Source organism: Mesorhizobium sp. M0060, from assembly GCF_040323155.1.
In the GTDB taxonomy this organism is placed as follows: domain Bacteria; phylum Pseudomonadota; class Alphaproteobacteria; order Rhizobiales; family Rhizobiaceae; genus Mesorhizobium.
Genome location: NZ_JAMYUP010000006.1, coordinates 34,223 through 51,596 on the forward strand (window position 1 = coordinate 34,223; position 17,374 = coordinate 51,596).

The window sequence follows — 17,374 nt, forward strand, 5'->3', positions numbered from 1 at the left end:
TTTATGCCTTGCCAAATCCGCCCGGGGTGGGCGTCGTCACGATGACGGCGTCGCCGGCGTCGAGAACCGTCTGGTCGCAAGCTTTCAGCGCCTCGATCGCGCCATCCTTGCGGCGGACCTTGGTCGAACCGGCCTCGCCGTCGCCGCCTCCGTCCAGTCCCTGCGGCGGGCGGTTGCGATGCGAAGACAGGATCGCGCATTCCATCTTTTCGAGGAAGCGGATGGTGCGCTTGGTGCCGTCGCCGGCGCTCCATTTGCCTTTGCCGCCGGAGCCTTCGCGGATATGGAAATCCTCGAGCAATACCGGGAAACGCAGTTCCAGCACTTCCGGATCGGTGAGGCGCGAATTGGTCATATGGGTGTGGACGCCGGAGGTGCCGGCAAAACCACGGCCATTGTTCATCCGGCCGGCCGGCGAGCCCGAGCAGATCGTCTCGTAATACTGGTACTGCTTGTTGCCGAAGGTGAGATTGTTCATCGTGCCTTGCGCATTGGCCATCGCCCCCATCGCGCCGAACAGCGCGTTGGTGACGTGCTGCGAAGTCTCGACATTACCGGCGACGACTGCCGCGGGATAGACGGGCTTCAGCATCGAGCCGTCGGGGACGATGATGTTGATCGGCCGCAGACATCCGGCATTCATCGGGATGTTGTCTTCGACCATGACGCGGAAGGCATAAAGCACCGCGGCACGGGCGACCGGCTCGGGGGCGTTGAAATTGTTCTTCATGACCGGCGACGTGCCGGTGAAGTCGACGGTGGCTTCGCGCTTCTGCCGGTCGATAGTGATTTTTACCTTGATCACCTGGCCGGTGTCGGTCGGATATTCGTATTCGGAACGGTCGGGCAGCCGCTCCAGCACGCGGCGCACGCTTTCGGCGGCGTTGTCCTGAACATGCCCCATATAGGCTTCGACCACGTCGAGGCCGAAATGCGCGACCATCTTGCGCAGCTCGGCGACGCCCTTTTCGTTGGCGGCGATCTGCGCCTTGAGGTCGGCGATGTTCTGGTGCGGATTGCGTGCCGGGTAGGGGTGGTCGGTGAGCAGCGTTTCCAGTTCCTTTTCGCGGAACCGGCCGCGATCGACAATGCGGAAATTGTCGAACAGCACGCCTTCCTCGTCGACGGTGGTGGCGAGCGGCGTCATCGAGCCGGGCGCCGTGCCGCCGATGTCGGCATGGTGGCCGCGCGAGGCGACGTAGAAGAGGATCTCCTCCCCCCTTGAGGGGGAGGTGCCGCCGAAGGCGGCGGTGGGGGTCTCCTCAGAAGGCACCGCCGGAACGTCGAGCACTGCCCCAGCGACCCCACCCGGCCGCTCCGCGGCCACCCTCCCCTCAAGGGGGAGGGAAAACACCGGCGTTACCACTGTGATATCAGGCAGATGCGTGCCGCCATTGTAAGGGGCATTCAGCGCAAAGACGTCGCCGGGGTGAATATCGCCGGAGTTCAGCCGGATGATGGTTTCCACCGAGCGGTCCATGGAACCGAGATGCACCGGCATGTGCGGCGCGTTGGCGACCAGCGCGCCATTCCGATCGAAAACGGCACAGGAGAAATCGAGCCGCTCCTTGATGTTGACCGAGTAGGCGGTGTTCTGCAGCGTCACGCCCATCTGCTCGGCGATCGACATGAACAGGTTGTTGAAAACCTCCAGCATCACCGGATCGGCTTCGGTGCCGAGTGCAGCCTGCCGGCGCTTTTTCTCGATGCGGCGCATCAGTACGTGGTTCTTGGCGGTGATCTCGGCCTGCCAGCCCGGCTCGACGACGATGGTCTGGTTCGGCTCGATGATCAAAGCGGGGCCGACGGTCTTGTTACCGGGCTTCAGCGTTTGACGAGGGAAGATGCCGGCATCGCGCCATGCGCCATCGACGAAGATTTTCCGAGTCCCGGAAGGACTTGCGGCCACGTCTTCAACAACTGAATCGCTTTCGTCGCGGCCGGTGCCGCCGGTATCGGTGCCTTCTATGCCGACCGATTCGACGATCATCGGCTTGTCGTCATAGACGAAACCGAACTGCGCCTTGTGCGCTGTTTCAAAGTCCGCCTTGGCCTGTGCGATCGAACCGTGCTCGAAATTCACGGGCAGTGCTGTATCGGTGCCGTCATAGCGGATCTGCAGCACCGGCTTCGCGGCGACCGCGTCTTCGGTGATGCCTTGCGCGGCGAGTTCGTCGATGACGGCTTTGCGCAGCGTTGCGATGATCTCATCGATCGTCGCCCTGGAGTCGTCCACCAGCGGCTTCAGCAGCGCCTGCTGACGTGACGCAAACACTGAGGACAGGCCGATGCCATAGGCCGAAAGCAGGCCGGAGAAGGGATGGATCATCACCGCCTCCATGCCGAGCGCATCGGCGACCAGGCAAGCATGCTGGCCGCCGGCGCCGCCGAAACAGTTCAGGAGGTATTCGGTGACGTCGTAGCCGCGCTGCACGGAAATCTTCTTGATGGCGTTGGCCATGTTTTCGACGGCGATGGTGACGAACCCTTCGGCCACGGCTTCCGCTGGGCGGCCGTCGCCGATTTCGGCGGCAAGTGCGGTGAATTTTTCGCGAACCGTCTGCACGTCGAGCGGTTCGTCCTGGCCCGGTCCAAAAATGGCCGGGAAGAACTCGGGCTGCAGTTTGCCCAGCATGACGTTGGCGTCGGTGACGGCCAGCGGACCGCCGCGCCGGTAGGCGGCCGGGCCGGGATTGGCGCCGGCCGAATCCGGCCCGGCGCGAAAGCGGCCGGCCTCGTAATGCAGGATCGAGCCGCCGCCGGCGGCGACCGTATGGATGCGCATCATCGGCGCGCGGATACGCACGCCGGCGACCTCGGTGTCGAAGGTGCGCTCGTAATCGCCATCATAGTGGGCGACATCGGTCGAAGTACCGCCCATATCGAAGCCGATGACCTTGCCGAAACCGGCGAGCTTTGCGGTCTCGACCATGCCGACGACGCCGCCGGCCGGCCCGGACAACAGCGCATCCTTACCCTGGAACATATCGGCGGCGGTGAGGCCGCCCGACGACATCATGAACATGAGGCGGGGTGTTTCCCTCCCCCTTGAGGGGAGGGTGGCGGCGAAGCCGCCGGGTGGCGTCGGATCGACCGGATTCGACGTTGTGGCGGTCCCTTCTGAGATGACCCCCTCTGTCGGCTTCGCCGACATCTCCCCCTCGAGGGGGGAGAAAACGCCGAGCTCTCGACCAACCCTTTGCACATACCTTGCCAGGATCGGCGACAGATAGGCGTCGACCACCGTGGTGTCGCCGCGGCCGACCAGCTTGATCAGCGGCGAAACCTTGTGACTGACCGAGACCTGCGAAAACCCGAGTTTTCTGCAGACCGTCGCAACTGCTCTTTCGTGATCGGGATGTTTCCAGGCATGCATGAAGACGATCGCGACCGCATCGATGCCGTCAGCCTTGGCCTGTTTGATGGCCAGGCGCACGGAAGCGACGTCGAGCAGGCGTTCGACACAGCCGTCGGCGCGCACGCGCTCATCGACTTCGATGACACGCTCGTAGAGCTGTTCGGGAAGGATGATCTGCTTGGCAAAGATATCGGGCCTGGCTTGATAGGCGATCCGCAGCGCGTCGCGAAAGCCTTTGGTGATGAGCAGCAGCACCCGGTCGCCCTTGCGCTCGAGGAGCGCATTGGTGGCGACCGTGGTGCCCATTTTGACATCGCCGATCAGAGCGGAGGGGATTGGAGCGCCGGGCTGGACGCCGAGCAGTTCGCGAATGCCTTGGATGGCGGCGTCGGCATAGGCTTCCGGATTTTCCGAAAGGAGTTTCCTTGGATGCAGTCCGCCTTCCGGGCCTCGACCGATGACGTCGGTGAAGGTGCCGCCGCGGTCGATCCAGAAATCCCATTTTGCGGTCATGGCAGCGCCTCCGGCATTTTCATCCATGCATGCTGTTAGTGCTCAACGCGTTGTCCGGCAACGGCCAAGCGCTTGATGTTACATGCGGAAACGCAACGTTACGAAACTCATCATGGCCTGATGCATTGTGTCCTGGACCGTCGCCGGTAACGGAGGCGTGATTAGAGGAGAGATATCATGAAGAAACTCATTCTTGCGTCGGTTTCGGCGCTTGCCTTGCTTGGCGTTGCAGCCTGCAGCGACAGCGGCACCGATACCACCACGACGCAGAGCACCAACCCGCCGGCATCCGACCAGACGATGAAGCCGGCTGCTCCTGACGCAAACAAGCCTGCCGAGCCGGCTCCGGCACCTGCTCCTGCGCCGGCTGCCCCGGCGCAGTAGTCAATCTCACAAACCAGGAAAGGCCGGCCTCACACGCCGGCCTTTCTTTTGCTTACGAGACCCGCGCCTTGCGGCCGAGCGCGACGACGCTGGTAACCGCAACGCGAAAAGTACTGCCTCGCCCCCTCACATGCCGCCGAAATGACGATACCAAGGCGAATCGCCGGGCTCATCGTTTGCGCGCCGCAACTGCCGTTTGCGGATTTTCCATGGGTGAGCACTAGCGCCAGCCGCCTCAGGCATTCCGCCAAATCGATTGGGCCAGCCCCTGCGGCACTGTCTTGGCTTGATAGCGATGGGCGGTTGGCCCTATGAAGCCGTCATGTCGATTTGGGACCGCCTCGGCGACTTCGTCACACGCGTTTCATCTTCAGCGTCGTCAGGCGTCGCCGAAGTGGTCGAAGCCGTGCGCACGGTTTTCTCCGGCGATGCCGACTTGCGCCGGCGCGTCGCCTTCTCGGTGGCGATGATCGCGCTGTCGGCCAAGATGGCCAAGGCCGACGGCATCGTCACGCAAGACGAGGTGCGCGCCTTCCAGGAAATATTCGAGGTGCCGAAGGAACAGAGGCGCAATGTGGCGCGGCTCTACGATTTGGCCAAGCGCGACATTGCCGGCTTCGAGACCTATGCCGAGCGGATGGCACAGCTTTGCGGTTCGGGCCATTCGAATTGCCTGATGCTGGAGGACATACTCGACGGGCTGTTCCACATCGCCAAGGCCGACGGGCTGGTGCATGAGCGCGAGGGCCAATTCCTGCATCGCATCGCCGAGATCTTCCGCATCGACGAGGCGCATTACCAGAGCATCCTGGCGCGGCATGTCGATCTGGGTGCCGCCGATCCTTATGTTGTGCTCGGCATCGAGCGTGGGAAGCCGTTCGAGGAGGTCCGCAGGCGTTACCGCAAGCTGGTCTCCGACAATCATCCGGACCGGCTGATCGCGCGCGGCCTGCCGCAGGAATTCATCAAGATCGCGACGACCAGGCTGGCGGCGATCAACGCGGCCTATGAGATGATCGAGCGAGGCCTGCGGCACGCATGAGCGGCTTCCTGCCCGACGAGCCGAGCGCCGAGGTCAGGGTATCGCCGAATTTCGGACCACGGCGCGGGACGCTCAGACCCGACATGATCGTGCTGCACTACACCGGCATGGCGACCGGCGCCGGTGCCGAGGCATGGTTGTGCGATCCGGCAAGTGAGGTGTCGTCGCATTACCTGGTCCATGAGGACGGCCGCATCGTTCAGATGGTAAGGGAAAGCGACCGTGCCTGGCATGCCGGCAAGAGTTCGTGGTTCCGGCTGAGCGACGTCAACTCCTGTTCGATCGGCATCGAGATCGTCAATCCAGGGCATACGCTCGGCTATCGCAACTTTCCAAAACGGCAGATCGGCGCGGTGATCGGCCTGTGCGCCGGCATCATCGAGCGCCATTCCATTCCAGCACAGCGGGTGCTCGCCCATTCCGACGTGGCACCGGGGCGCAAGGTCGATCCGGGCGAGAAATTTCCATGGAAAGCCTTGTTTGCCGCCGGTGTCGGCCATGTTGTGCCGGCAGCACCGATCCGGCGCGGCGCCGTGCTGAAGCCAGGCGATACCGGCGCCGAGGTCGAGGCGCTGCAGTCGATGCTGGTACTCTATGGTTATGGCGTCGAGATCACCGGCGCCTTCGACCGGCAGACCGAAATCGTGGTTGCGGCATTTCAACGGCATTTCCGGCAGCGCTTGGTCGATGGCGTGGCTGACGGATCGACGATCCGCACACTGGAAAGGCTGCTCGCTTCCGTAAGGATAGCTTCTCCCAAATAGTCTTTCCCAAGCTTAAAAGTTACAATCTGTTACTCAAAGTGACTTGCCTCGCCTTCTTTGACGCCAATTCGGTCGTCAAAGGCGATCCGTACAGATTGTCGGACCTCTATCCCCCAAGATGTTCCGATGTTGATTGAGGGTATCTGCGCGAAGTTCTTTGTGCAGATCAAACAGAACAGGATCACATGCAGAAATTGACCGTTTTAACGGCAGCCATTGCTGCCGGCGTAATGACTTTTGCCTTCAGTGCGGCGAACAGCGCGCCGCTGAGCCAGCGGGCCGATCAGGGCTTCAGTGCCGCAGCCGGCAAAACCGCCATGCCGAAAGCCACCCGTGGTGCAAAAGTGGAGAAGACCGCCACCGCAAAAGTGGAAAAAGCGGCCGCGATAAAGACGAAAAAGCCAGCCGCTGCGAAAAAGCCAGCCGCTGCAAGAAAGACAATCTCCAAACAGCATGTGAAGCGTAACCGCAAACGCATCGACCACATGGCAACGGCATCGGTCGGCCCGAAGAGCAGGGCGGCGCCCAAGGCGGCGGTCGTCGGCGGCAGCGGACAGTATTCGGCGATCATTGCGCGTTATGCAGTCAGCTATGGCGTGCCGGTGTCGCTCGCCAATGCCGTCATCAAGATCGAGAGCAATTACCAGCCGAACCAGGTCGGCAGCGCCGGCGAGATCGGCCTGATGCAGATCAAGCCGGCGACGGCGCGGATGATGGGCTACAGCGGTTCGGTTCAGGGTCTCTACGATCCCGACACCAACATCAAATACGGCATGAAGTACCTCGCCATGGCGCGGGATCTCGGCGGCGGCACGACCTGCGGCACGATCCTGAAATACAATGCCGGCCATGGCGCCACACGGATGAACCCGGTGTCCGCAGCCTATTGCGGCAAGGTCAAGGTGCAGCTGGCAGCACTTGGAGCGCCCGCCTGACGGGCGATAAACTTGCTTTTTCGTTTGCGTTTTCCGGCCTGAACCCCTTTATACGCCTTGCCAGCTGGCCGGGCGGCCGCACCCGCGAAGCCGAAAGGCTGCGGGTGAGGAAAGTCCGGGCTCCATGGAGACACGGTGCCGGTTAATGGCCGGCGGGGGCGACCCCAGGGAAAGTGCCACAGAAAGCAAACCGCCACGATCTCTCGTGGCAAGGGTGAAAGGGTGGGGTAAGAGCCCACCGCGCGACTGGCAACAGGAGCGGCACGGTAAACCCCACCGGGAGCAAGACCGAATAGGGACGGTGCGAGGGGCAACCCTCGAGGGCTGTTTCCGGCTCACCGTCCGGGTAGGTTGCGTGAGGCGCATGGCAACATGCGCCCAAGATGAATGGCCGCCACGTTCTCGCCCCGCAAGGGGCGAGGGCCATACAGAACCCGGCTTACAGGCCAGCTGGCAGTTTCCCCGATAAAAGCAAGTCGTCTGAAATCAGCAGGTTGCGCCCTTCGGGCGCAGCTGTTGTTTCACTTTCGACCCGGCAATCGAGTGTGACAGTCCTTGAAAATGGTGCGATTAAATCGTACCATTTGGATGGCGGTATTCAGGAGCGCGTCATGGGCCAGGTCGATAAACGCAGCATCACGCTGTCGCCGGAACTGGCGGCGGCGGTCGACGACGTGGTCGCCGCCGGCGAATATGCCTCGGCGAGCGAGGTGATCCGCGACGCGCTGAGGCAATGGAAGGACCGGCGCGACCTGCTCGGCTACACGGTCGAGGAATTGCGCAAGCTGGTGCAGGAGGGGATCGACAGCGGGCCGGGACGGTTTGCGTCGATTAACGAAATCAAGGCCGAAGCGCGGAGACGATTGAAACCCAACAGCGCGGCATGAATTTGCTGCCCATCATCCGAACCGCAAATGCGGAAGAGGATTTGATCGCGATCTGGATTCATGTTGCGCAAGACAACGAGGCTGCAGCCGATCGATTGCTCGATCGGATCGAAGCCCGCTGGCAGCAAGTGGCCACTTATCCCTTCTCAGGTGCGCCGCGCGAAGACATCGCGACTGGAATCCGTCATCTGATCGTCGGCGAATACCTCACCCTGTACCGCGTCAGTGAAGAGGCGATCGAAATCGTTCGCGTGCTGCACGGCCGGCGCAAGATCGAGGCCGGCGATCTGAGTTCGTGATTGCCGATTCAGCTAGCGACTGCGTCTAGCGACGCCTCGATCGCCTGCCAAAGCTCTTCCACAGGTTCGCAGCCGACCGACAGGCGAACGAAGCCGGGCGGAACGGCGTCTCCTCTTTTTGCGCGCCGTTCGGCCGAAGTGTGCACGCCGCCGAACGAAGTCGCTGCCTGCATCAAGGCGCAGTTGTTGATGAAATCCTCGGCTTTGTCCTCCGAGGCAAGCGCGAACGAGATGAGAAAACCGAAACGCTCCATCTGGGCGCGGGCAAGATTGTGCGACGGGTCGCTTTCCAGTCCCGGAAAGCGCAAGCCGTTGACCGCGCGATGGTTTTTCAGCCGTCGCGCTATCATCTCGGCGGAAGCGCACATGCGGTCGAAACGCACGTCCAGCGTTTCGAGGCCGCGATGGACCAGCCATGTCTCGAACGGCCCGGGGATGGCGCCCGACGTCTCGCGCCAGTCGGTCACCCTCGAGATAATATCCGCGTTGCGGCTGGCGACATGGCCGAACAGCACATCGGAATGACCGTTAGGCGCCTTGGTGTCGGCAGCAATGACGATATCGGCACCGAGATCGAGCGGTCGTTGCCCGAAAGGCGTCATCGTCGTGTTGTCGACCACAAGCACCGCACCCGCTTTGTGCACGGCTTCGGCGACGGCTGCGATGTCGCATATATCCAGTCCTGGATTGGCGGGCGTTTCGACGAAGGCAAGCTGATACCCGTCAAAGCCGCCGTCGAGGAAGCTCGATGTCGGCCGGACATCGTAGGCGACGCCAAAGGATTTCAGGAAGCGGTCTGCCAGCGCTCTCGTCGTATGATAACCGTCGGACGGCAGCAGGATACGGTCGCCGGCTTTGAGCAGGCCGAAAAACACCGCCGAGATTGCAGCCATTCCCGAGGGAAAGGCGACGCATGGGGCGTCCTCCAGATGCGCCAGCATGTGCTCGACCGCATCCCAGGTCGGATTGCTGAAGCGGCCATATTGATCGAAGCCAGTGGCATCGCCGGGCGCGTGGAAAATGGCGGCCATGGTCAGGGGCAAGGGGATTGGGTCGCCCTTGGCAAGCCTGCCGCGACGCAGATGGGGAAGTGCCGCGGCGCGTGACTTGGCTGTTTCGGACATGATTTCAAACCTCGTTACTGACCGGAAATGGAGATGCCGAAGCTATGCGCGGCAGCGAGCCGCAGCAAGCCGCCTCCGGTTGGACCACACGGGTCTAAACTCTTCGTTAGGCTTAATAGAGGATAAAGACCTGAGTGCCGTCAAAGCTGCTCTCCCCAGTCGTGGCAGGCGCGTTTTGAAGACTGTTCCCGTTGACGCCCATAACACCCCATGATATCCCATTCCGATACTCAAGCCTTCGTTCCGTGTCAGGGTGAAGCGTACGCCAATCGGGCAGCCGCGGCGGCTGCGCGTTTGCCTGCGTTCGCCCGTCATAACGAAGTGCGTTTTGGGCAGCGACCGGGCCGCGGCGGCGCGGACGGGAAGATGCAGAGGGGTGCGGCGGCGCAAGCGGCCGTAACGCGTAATGGACCGGTTTCTGTCGAACGCGGTGAACAGGATCGATGCGAAGGGGCGGGTGTCCGTGCCGGCACATTTCCGTGCCGTTGTGCAGAAACGCGGCTATTCGGAACTTTATGCGCTACGCTGCCTGGATCGCCCGGCGATGGATGTTGGTGGGCTCGACCTGCTCGATCGCTACGAGCAGCGCATCGCGCAGGAAGACCCGTTCCTGCAGACGGCGGACGACATGTCGTTCTTCTGCCATGGCGATGGAACGTTTCTGAAGCTCGACCAGGATGGCCGTATCACGATGAGCGATTTCATTCGCGAGCATACCGGCATTTCAGCGGAAGTGGCCTTCGTTGGCCGCGGCAATTTCTTTCAGATCTGGGAGCCGGGACGGCTCAGTGCCTATGGGACGGAAGCACGCGCCCGGCTTTTGCAGCTTCGGCAGGGGACGAAGCCTGGGGAGCGGCCGGAATGATGGCGGGCGACGGCGATGAAGTTCATGCTGTTGGCGGACCAGCCCGTCATATTCCGGTCCTCCTTGCCGAAGTGCTGGAGGCTTTGTCGCCGACAGAAGGCGAGGTGATCGTCGACGGCACGTTCGGTGCCGGCGGCTACACGAAGGCCATTCTGGCAAGCGGAGCCTCGGTCGTCGCCATCGACCGCGATCCGGATGCGATCGCAGCGGGGCGGGCCCTTGAACAGCAGTCGGGCGGCAGGCTCAGGCTTGTCCAGGCACCGTTCTCGACGCTTGACGAGCAGGTTGAAAGTGCCGATGGCGTCGTGCTCGACATCGGCATCTCCTCCATGCAGATCGACCAGCCGGAGCGCGGCTTTTCATTCCGCGCCGATGGACCGCTCGACATGCGCATGGCGCAGGCGGGCCTGAGCGCCGCCGACGTCGTCAACACCTTCAAGGTGGGCGATCTTGCCCGCATCTTCGGTTTTCTCGGCGAGGAACGCCATGCTGGGCGCATCGCCCGTATGATCGAGAGCCGTCGCGAAAAACGCCCCTTCGAGCGCACGCTCGACCTTGCCGATGCCATCGAGACGCATATCGGCCGCGCGCCGAAAGACAAGATCCATCCGGCCACCCGCGTTTTCCAGGCGTTGCGCATCTTCGTCAATGACGAGCTCGGCGAACTGGCCAAGGCGCTGTTTGCCGCCGAGCGCGCGCTGAAACCGGGTGGGCGGCTTGCGGTGGTGACGTTCCATTCCTTGGAGGACCGCATCGTGAAGCGCTTCATCGCCGACCGTGCGGATTCAGCGACCGGATCGCGGCATCTGCCCGAGGCGCAGGCGCGCACCGCCACCTTCACGAAGAAGGGCAGCGGCGTGACGCCTGGCGATGCCGAGATATCGGCCAATCCGCGGGCGCGCTCGGCAAGGCTGCGCGCTGCGATCCGTACAGAGGCGCCGGTGCGCCCTGGCGATTTTTCGATTTTCGGCCTGCCAAAACTGCCTGGCCCAAAGCTTCCCGGTGTCGATCGACCGGGAGAGAGGTGAGCACGTGTTTCGTACCAGCGACATAGTCCTGATCGCCGTCATGGTCTCGGCGGCTGCCCTGACCTACAAGACCAAGCGCGAGGCCGAGGAGCAACTAGCGGCAGTGCACAAGATCCAGGCGCAGATCCGCTATGAAGAGGACACGATCGACCTGCTCAAGGCGGACTGGAGCCTGCTTACCCAGCCGTCGCGCCTGCAGAAGCTGACCGAGCTCTACAAGTCGCAACTCGGACTCGAGCCGGTCAATGCGCGGCAGATCGTCGGGCTGGACGATCTGCCGGCGAAACCCGTCAACATCGAGGACCTTTCATCCCAGCGGCTGGGCGGCATGGCCGATATCGGCGGCAAGGATCCCGTGGTGACTGGAGGCATCGTCCAATGATCACCGGATTTCCAATGGCCGCCAGATTTCCAAAGATTGGGAGGCTGCTGAAGCGCGGTTCGAAGCCCGGCGCGGGCGGATCGATCGTGGTCGAAGGTGCCCGCAAGGCGACCGGTGGCAAGGGCAGAACCCGCATCGTCATGACGATGGCGGTGTTCTTCGGCATCTATTCGACCATTGCCGGGCGGCTGGTCTATCTGGGTTTCCAGAATCCCGACCTGTCGGGCGGCCCGCAGAGCCGGGTGACGGCATCGCGACCCGATATCGTCGATCGTAACGGCGAAGTGCTGGCGACCGACATCAAGACGGCGTCGCTGTTTGCCGAACCGCGCCGCATCGTCGACGCCGACGAAGCGATCGAAAAACTGTCGACGGTGCTTCCCGAGATCGACTACGAGCAGACATACAACAAGTTGAAGAGCGGCGCCGGCTTCGTCTGGCTGCAGCGCCAACTGACACCGAAGCAGCAGGCCGACATCATGCAACTCGGCATCCCCGGCTTCGGCTTCCGCACCGAAAAGCGCCGGTTCTATCCGGCCGGCGAAACCTCGTCCTACATTGTCGGCCTCACCAACATCGATAATCAGGGCATCTCCGGCATGGAGAAATACATCGACGAACAGGGCTTGAGCGACCTTCAGGCGTCGGGCCTGGCGGTAGCCAAGGATCTGAAGCCGGTGCAACTCTCGATCGACCTGCGCGTCCAGCATATCGTACGCGACGAGGTCGCCACGGGCATGGAGAAATACCACGCGATCGCGGCGGGCGCCGTCGTTCTCAATGTCAAGACCGGCGAGGTGCTGGCGATGGCCTCGGTTCCGGATTTCGATCCGAACAACCCCTATAACGCGCAGGACAAGGACCGGCTCAACCGTATGTCGGCCGGCCTCTACGAAATGGGGTCGACCTTCAAGAGCTTCACCACCGCCATGGCGCTCGATTCCGGCAAGATAACGCTGCAAAGCCGTTTCGACGCATCGCGCCCGATCAGGATCGGCCATCAGACCATCCATGATTTCCATGGCAAGGGCCGGGTACTGTCGGTGCCGGAAGTGTTCATCTACTCATCCAACATCGGCTCTGCCAAGGAAGCCGAAGCGGTTGGCATCGACGGACACCGCGAATTCCTGCATCGCCTGGGAATCCTCGAGAAGATGCAGACCGAACTGCCAGAAGTCGCCCGGCCGACCGAGCCCAAGGTCTGGAAGCAGGTCAATTCGATCACCATCGCCTTCGGCCACGGTGTGTCGACGACGCCGCTGCAGACGGCGGTCGGCTGCGCCGCGCTGATGAATGGCGGCTATCTGATGGACCCGACTTTCCTGCCGCGCACGCAGGAGCAGGCGATGGCGGTGGCCAAGAAAGTGGTCAGCGACAAGACCGTCGAGGGCATGCGCTACCTCTATGCACTCAATGCCGAAAAGGGATCCGGCCGCAATGCACGGGTGCCAGGATACCGGGTGGGCGGCAAGACGGGAACGGCGGAGAAGGTCGTCAACGGCCGTTACTCCAAGGAAAAGAATTTCAACGCCTTCGTTGCGGCTTTCCCGATGGACGATCCGCAATACATAGTGCTGACGATCGCCGACGAACCGAAGCCGGAAAAGCCCGGTATGGGCGCGACGGCCGCCTCGAATGCGGGCATCATGGCTGCAAACATCATCCGACGTGCGGCTTCCATGCTTGGCGTGAAGCCAGATTTCAGCCATGAAAATGGTGCAACGCTGGTTTCCTATCAGTGATTCTTGGGGCGCGCCGGCAACTGCGCGCTATTTTGTTGCGATGAACGGGGTTCGATGAAGCTGAAAGATCTAGCCGGTATCCTGCCTGTCGAGGGGACAGCTTCCTTCGACATGGAGGTTACAGGGATTTCGTCGGATTCCCGCCAGGTAACACCGGGTGTCGTCTTTTTCGCGCTCACCGGCTCCAAGGCGGATGGCGCAGCCTATGCCGCCGATGCCGCGAGCCGCGGCGCTGCAGCGATCGTGGTCGGCAAGGGCAGTGTGGTCGCCGGGCTGCCAGTGCCGGTTCTCTCGGTCGACGATCCGCGCCTTGCGCTGGCGCTGAGTGCTGCCCGTTATTTCGGCAAGCAACCGCAAACCATGGTCGCGGTGACCGGCACCAGCGGCAAGACCTCTGTCGCCGCATTCACCCGGCAAATATGGGAGCAGGCGGGCTTCGCCGCCGCCTCGATCGGCACGACCGGCGTGGTGGCGCCGGGCCGCAACGAATACGGCTCGCTGACCACGCCCGATCCGGTGGCGCTGCACAGGCTGCTCGAGGAATTGGCGGAGGCCGGCGTCACCCACGCCTCGATGGAAGCGTCCAGCCATGGCCTCGACCAGCGCCGGCTCGACGGCGTCAAGCTTGCGGCCGGCGGCTTCACCAATCTCGGCCGCGACCACATGGACTACCATCCGACGGTCGAGGACTATCATCGCGCCAAATTGCGTCTGTTCGACGCGCTGCTGCCGAAGGGCGCGCCGGCCGTGATCTTTGCCGACGACCCGTGGTCGGAGCCGACGATCCAGGCGGCGCGGGTAGCGGGACTGAACGTGCTGACAGTCGGCCGCCGCGGCGATTTCCTGCGGCTGAAGCGGGTCGAGCACGAGCGCCACCGCCAACGCGCCGAGGTGGAAGCGGACGGCGTCCTCCACGAAATCGACTTGCCGCTGGCCGGCGATTTCCAGATTGCCAATGCGTTGGTGTCGGCAGGCCTCGCCATTTCGACCGGAACATCCGTCGGCAAAGCGTTGATGGCATTGGAGAAATTGAAGGGCGCGCCGGGACGGCTCGACCTCGTTGGGACGGCCGCCAATGGCGCACCGGTCTATGTCGACTACGCGCACAAGCCGGACGCGCTGGAAAACGTGCTGGCTTCGGTGCGCCCCTTTACCACTGGCCGCGTCATCGTCGTGTTCGGCTGCGGCGGCGACCGTGATCGGGGCAAGCGGCCGATCATGGGCGAGATCGCCACAAGGCTGGCCGATGTCGTCATCGTCACCGACGACAATCCCCGCTCGGAAGTCCCCGAGACGATCCGCACCGCAATCCTCACGGCCGCGCCGGGCGCGATCGAGATCGGCGACCGGCGCAAGGCCATTCACGAGGCGGTCGCCATGCTGCATGCCGGCGACACGCTGATCGTGGCCGGCAAGGGCCATGAGGAAGGCCAGACCATCGGCACCGAGACGCTGCATTTTTCCGATCACGAGGAAGTTCGCTCGGCGCTCAGGGAGCATGCGGCGTGAACTATCTGTGGACCTCCGAGGCGCTGGTTGCGGCCATAGATGGCCGGCCGCTCGGTCCGATGCCTGAAGGCATCGCCGGCATTTCCATCGACAGCCGCAGCCTGCAGCCAGGAGACGCCTTCTTCGCCATCAAGGGCGAGGCGATGGACGGCCACGATTTCGTCACCGCCGCCATTAAGGCGGGCGCCGGCGTGCTTGTCGTCGCCGAGGGCAAGCTGCCGTCGCTGGGGCGGCTGACGGCACCGATGATCGTCGTGGAGGACGTGCTTGTCGCGCTGGAAAAGCTCGGTGTCGCGGCGCGCGCTCGCTCAAAGGCCAGGGTCATTGCCGTGACCGGCTCGGCGGGCAAGACCACCACCAAGGAAGCGCTGCGCCACGCTCTGTCCGCGGTCGGCACTGTGCATGCATCGGCCCAGTCGTTCAACAACCATTGGGGCGTGCCGCTGACGCTGGCGCGCATGCCGCAGGATTGCGACTATGCCGTCTTCGAGATCGGCATGAACCATCCGGACGAGATCCGGCCGCTGGTCAAGATGGTCCGGCCGCATGTCGCCATCGTCACGCTGATCGCGGCCGCTCATCTCGGCTTCTTCCGCAATCTGGACGAGATCGCCAAGGCCAAGGCGGAGGTTTTCGAAGGGCTGGAGCCCGGTGGCGCCGCCCTTCTCAACCGCGACGACCCGCGTTGGAAGCTGCTGGAGAAGATGGCGAAAGAGGCCGGCGTCGAGCATGTTTACGGGTTCGGCGAGAATGCCCGGGCGACCTTCAAACTGATCAAATGCGAGCTCAATGCCGATCACTCCGTCATCACCGCCAAGATTGGCGGGCACGAGATCGTCGCCAGGATCGGCGCGCCGGGCCGCCACATGGTGCAGAATGTGCTGGCGGTGCTGGGTGCAGCGCATCTGGTCGGCGCCGACGTCACCAGGGTTGCTCAGGCGCTGGCCGATCTTTCGCCCGAACGCGGACGCGGCAAGCGCTATGTGTTGCGCCATCCCAAGGGCCCGATCACGCTGATCGACGAGAGCTACAACGCCAATCCGGCCTCGATGAGCGCTGCAATGGCACTGCTCAACACGACACCGGTGTCGGGCGAGGGCAGGCGAATTGCCGTGCTTGGCGATATGCTCGAGCTCGGCAGCCATTCGGCGAAATTGCATGCCGCCCTTGCCGACCTGATCGTCGGCACCGACACGCGCACGGTCTTTCTCGGCGGCCCGGAAATGCGGGCGCTGGCCGACGTGCTGCCCGGCGAGATCAAGACGGAGTACCGCGCCGGCGCGGAAGATCTGAAGCCGGTGCTTCTATCGGAATTGAAGCCCGGCGACGTGGTCATGATCAAATCGTCGAAAGGCATAGGCTTTTCAAAGCTGGTCGAGGCATTGCTCGGCAAGTTTCCGGCGGAAGCCACAACCAGCAGACAGACCTAGGATCGGTCCGGGGGACGCAAGCGCATGTTAACACTGCTCGTCGATTTTGCGGACAAGATCTCGGTCTTCAACGTCTTCCGCTACATAACTTTCCGCACCGGCGGAGCGCTGATCACAGCGGCACTGATCGTGTTCATCTTCGGACCGACCATCATCAATTCGCTGAGGCTGCGGCAAGGCAAGGGCCAGCCGATCCGCGCCGACGGGCCGCAGACGCATTTCAAGAAGGCTGGAACGCCGACCATGGGCGGGCTGATGATCCTGTCCGGCATCGTCGGCTCGTCGCTGCTGTGGGCGAACCTGTCCAGCATCTACGTGTGGGTGGTGCTGCTGGTGACGCTGGGGTTCGGCTCGATCGGCTTTTATGACGACTACCTAAAGGTGACGAAACAATCGCATCTCGGCTTTTCCGGAAAAGCGCGGCTGGGGCTCGAATTCGTCATTGCCGGCATCGCCGCCTGGGTGATCATGCATAACGGCCAGGCGCCGTTCTCGTCATCGCTGACGTTTCCTTTCGCCAAGGAGCTTCTCGTCAATCTCGGCTGGTTCTTCATCCCGTTCTCGTGCTTCGTCATCGTCGGCGCCGGCAATGCGGTGAACCTGACCGACGGCCTCGATGGACTGGCGATCGTGCCGATCATGATCGCGGCGGCGTCCTTCGGCGTCATTGCCTATCTTTCCGGCAACGCGGTATTCGCTGAATATCTGCAGATCCATTTCGTACCCGGTACCGGTGAGCTTGCGGTGGTCCTCGGCGCGGTGATCGGCGCCGGGCTCGGCTTCCTGTGGTTCAATGCGCCGCCGGCGGCAATCTTCATGGGCGACACCGGCTCGCTGGCGCTGGGTGGGCTGATCGGCACGGTCGCGGTGGCGACCAAGCACGAGATTGTGTTGGTCATCGTCGGCGGCCTGTTCGTCGTCGAGATATTCTCGGTCATCATCCAGGTCGGCTACTTCAAAATGACCGGCAAGCGCGTTTTCCTGATGGCGCCGATCCACCATCATTTCGAAAAGCTCGGCTGGACCGAAAGCCAGGTGGTGATCCGCTTCTGGATCATCGCCGTCATCCTGGCGCTGGTCGGCCTGTCGACCCTGAAGCTCAGATAGGAGGC

General features: G+C 62.8%; 15 protein-coding genes and 1 other RNA gene. 14 read left to right on the top strand and 2 right to left on the bottom strand.

Going from position 1 to position 17,374, the window contains the following annotated elements:
- Position 1 precedes the first annotated feature (1 nt).
- Entirely contained in the window at positions 2 to 3,871 is a 3,870-nt protein-coding gene (locus tag NKJ94_RS08470; RefSeq protein ID WP_352524256.1) for a hydantoinase B/oxoprolinase family protein, read from the bottom strand.
- Positions 3,872 to 4,048: 177 nt separating this feature from the next.
- Here NKJ94_RS08470 and NKJ94_RS08475 point away from each other — a divergent pair, with 177 nt between their 5' ends.
- From NKJ94_RS08475 to NKJ94_RS08505, 7 genes are all read left to right on the top strand, one after another.
- The gene (locus NKJ94_RS08475) at positions 4,049 to 4,255 is read left to right on the top strand and encodes a hypothetical protein (protein ID WP_254819002.1); all 207 of its coding nucleotides are present in this window, start codon (positions 4,049 to 4,051) and stop codon (positions 4,253 to 4,255) included.
- Positions 4,256 to 4,577: 322 nt separating this feature from the next.
- On the top strand, positions 4,578 to 5,297 hold the full coding sequence (locus NKJ94_RS08480) for a TerB family tellurite resistance protein (protein WP_352453144.1): 720 nt from the start codon (positions 4,578 to 4,580) through the stop codon (positions 5,295 to 5,297).
- A complete protein-coding gene (locus NKJ94_RS08485; RefSeq protein WP_352524257.1) occupies positions 5,294 to 6,061 on the top strand; it encodes an N-acetylmuramoyl-L-alanine amidase in 768 nt (255 codons plus the stop codon). The genes NKJ94_RS08480 and NKJ94_RS08485 overlap by 4 nt, the downstream gene beginning before the upstream one ends.
- Positions 6,062 to 6,246: 185 nt before the next feature.
- Positions 6,247 to 6,996, top strand: coding sequence for a lytic transglycosylase domain-containing protein (locus NKJ94_RS08490; RefSeq protein ID WP_352524259.1), 750 nt, complete (start codon positions 6,247 to 6,249; stop codon positions 6,994 to 6,996).
- Positions 6,997 to 7,056: 60 nt separating this feature from the next.
- Positions 7,057 to 7,454, top strand: an RNA gene (gene rnpB / locus NKJ94_RS08495) — RNase P RNA component class A.
- A 153-nt stretch (positions 7,455 to 7,607) separates the two neighbouring features.
- A complete protein-coding gene (locus NKJ94_RS08500) occupies positions 7,608 to 7,883 on the top strand; it encodes a type II toxin-antitoxin system ParD family antitoxin (RefSeq protein ID WP_352524260.1) in 276 nt (91 codons plus the stop codon).
- A complete protein-coding gene (locus tag NKJ94_RS08505; protein ID WP_352524261.1) occupies positions 7,880 to 8,182 on the top strand; it encodes a type II toxin-antitoxin system RelE/ParE family toxin in 303 nt (100 codons plus the stop codon). Before NKJ94_RS08500 ends, NKJ94_RS08505 begins: the two co-directional genes overlap by 4 nt.
- A gap of 8 nt (positions 8,183 to 8,190) precedes the next feature.
- Here NKJ94_RS08505 and NKJ94_RS08510 read toward each other — a convergent pair whose 3' ends face one another.
- Entirely contained in the window at positions 8,191 to 9,306 is a 1,116-nt protein-coding gene (locus tag NKJ94_RS08510; protein ID WP_352524262.1) for a cystathionine gamma-lyase, read from the bottom strand.
- Between the two features lie 406 nt (positions 9,307 to 9,712).
- On the opposite strand from NKJ94_RS08510, the gene mraZ reads away from it, so the two are divergent.
- From mraZ to mraY, 7 genes are read left to right on the top strand one after another with little or no spacing between them, the layout of a single operon-like run.
- Positions 9,713 to 10,171 (top strand): division/cell wall cluster transcriptional repressor MraZ, encoded by a 459-nt coding sequence (gene mraZ / locus NKJ94_RS08515; RefSeq protein WP_254818997.1) that lies wholly within the window; start codon positions 9,713 to 9,715, stop codon positions 10,169 to 10,171.
- Positions 10,168 to 11,199: a 16S rRNA (cytosine(1402)-N(4))-methyltransferase RsmH gene (rsmH, locus tag NKJ94_RS08520; protein ID WP_352524264.1), complete on the top strand. Its 1,032-nt coding sequence runs from the start codon at positions 10,168 to 10,170 to the stop codon at positions 11,197 to 11,199. The genes mraZ and rsmH overlap by 4 nt, the downstream gene beginning before the upstream one ends.
- 4 nt (positions 11,200 to 11,203) lie before the next feature.
- Positions 11,204 to 11,581, top strand: a complete 378-nt coding sequence (gene ftsL, locus NKJ94_RS08525; RefSeq protein ID WP_352524265.1) for a cell division protein FtsL — start codon at positions 11,204 to 11,206, stop codon at positions 11,579 to 11,581.
- A 14-nt stretch (positions 11,582 to 11,595) separates the two neighbouring features.
- Complete coding sequence (locus NKJ94_RS08530) at positions 11,596 to 13,323, top strand: peptidoglycan D,D-transpeptidase FtsI family protein (protein ID WP_352524267.1); 1,728 nt, start codon at positions 11,596 to 11,598, stop codon at positions 13,321 to 13,323.
- Between the two features lie 54 nt (positions 13,324 to 13,377).
- On the top strand, positions 13,378 to 14,832 hold the full coding sequence (locus tag NKJ94_RS08535) for a UDP-N-acetylmuramoyl-L-alanyl-D-glutamate--2,6-diaminopimelate ligase (RefSeq protein WP_352524269.1): 1,455 nt from the start codon (positions 13,378 to 13,380) through the stop codon (positions 14,830 to 14,832).
- On the top strand, positions 14,829 to 16,262 hold the full coding sequence (locus NKJ94_RS08540) for a UDP-N-acetylmuramoylalanyl-D-glutamyl-2,6-diaminopimelate--D-alanyl-D-alanine ligase (protein ID WP_352524271.1): 1,434 nt from the start codon (positions 14,829 to 14,831) through the stop codon (positions 16,260 to 16,262). The genes NKJ94_RS08535 and NKJ94_RS08540 overlap by 4 nt, the downstream gene beginning before the upstream one ends.
- 24 nt (positions 16,263 to 16,286) lie before the next feature.
- The gene (gene mraY, locus NKJ94_RS08545; protein ID WP_352524273.1) at positions 16,287 to 17,369 is read left to right on the top strand and encodes a phospho-N-acetylmuramoyl-pentapeptide-transferase; all 1,083 of its coding nucleotides are present in this window, start codon (positions 16,287 to 16,289) and stop codon (positions 17,367 to 17,369) included.
- The last annotated feature ends 5 nt before the right edge of the window (positions 17,370 to 17,374 follow it).

Coding starts and splice junctions, on each gene's coding strand:
- NKJ94_RS08470 (WP_352524256.1), bottom strand. CDS start 3,871: ATGACCGCAAAATGGGATTTCTGGATCGACCGCGGCGGCACCTTCACC.
- NKJ94_RS08475 (WP_254819002.1), top strand. CDS start 4,049: ATGAAGAAACTCATTCTTGCGTCGGTTTCGGCGCTTGCCTTGCTTGGC.
- NKJ94_RS08480 (WP_352453144.1), top strand. CDS start 4,578: ATGTCGATTTGGGACCGCCTCGGCGACTTCGTCACACGCGTTTCATCT.
- NKJ94_RS08485 (WP_352524257.1), top strand. CDS start 5,294: ATGAGCGGCTTCCTGCCCGACGAGCCGAGCGCCGAGGTCAGGGTATCG.
- NKJ94_RS08490 (WP_352524259.1), top strand. CDS start 6,247: ATGCAGAAATTGACCGTTTTAACGGCAGCCATTGCTGCCGGCGTAATG.
- NKJ94_RS08500 (WP_352524260.1), top strand. CDS start 7,608: ATGGGCCAGGTCGATAAACGCAGCATCACGCTGTCGCCGGAACTGGCG.
- NKJ94_RS08505 (WP_352524261.1), top strand. CDS start 7,880: ATGAATTTGCTGCCCATCATCCGAACCGCAAATGCGGAAGAGGATTTG.
- NKJ94_RS08510 (WP_352524262.1), bottom strand. CDS start 9,306: ATGTCCGAAACAGCCAAGTCACGCGCCGCGGCACTTCCCCATCTGCGT.
- mraZ (WP_254818997.1), top strand. CDS start 9,713: ATGGACCGGTTTCTGTCGAACGCGGTGAACAGGATCGATGCGAAGGGG.
- rsmH (WP_352524264.1), top strand. CDS start 10,168: ATGATGGCGGGCGACGGCGATGAAGTTCATGCTGTTGGCGGACCAGCC.
- NKJ94_RS08530 (WP_352524267.1), top strand. CDS start 11,596: ATGGCCGCCAGATTTCCAAAGATTGGGAGGCTGCTGAAGCGCGGTTCG.
- NKJ94_RS08535 (WP_352524269.1), top strand. CDS start 13,378: ATGAAGCTGAAAGATCTAGCCGGTATCCTGCCTGTCGAGGGGACAGCT.
- mraY (WP_352524273.1), top strand. CDS start 16,287: ATGTTAACACTGCTCGTCGATTTTGCGGACAAGATCTCGGTCTTCAAC.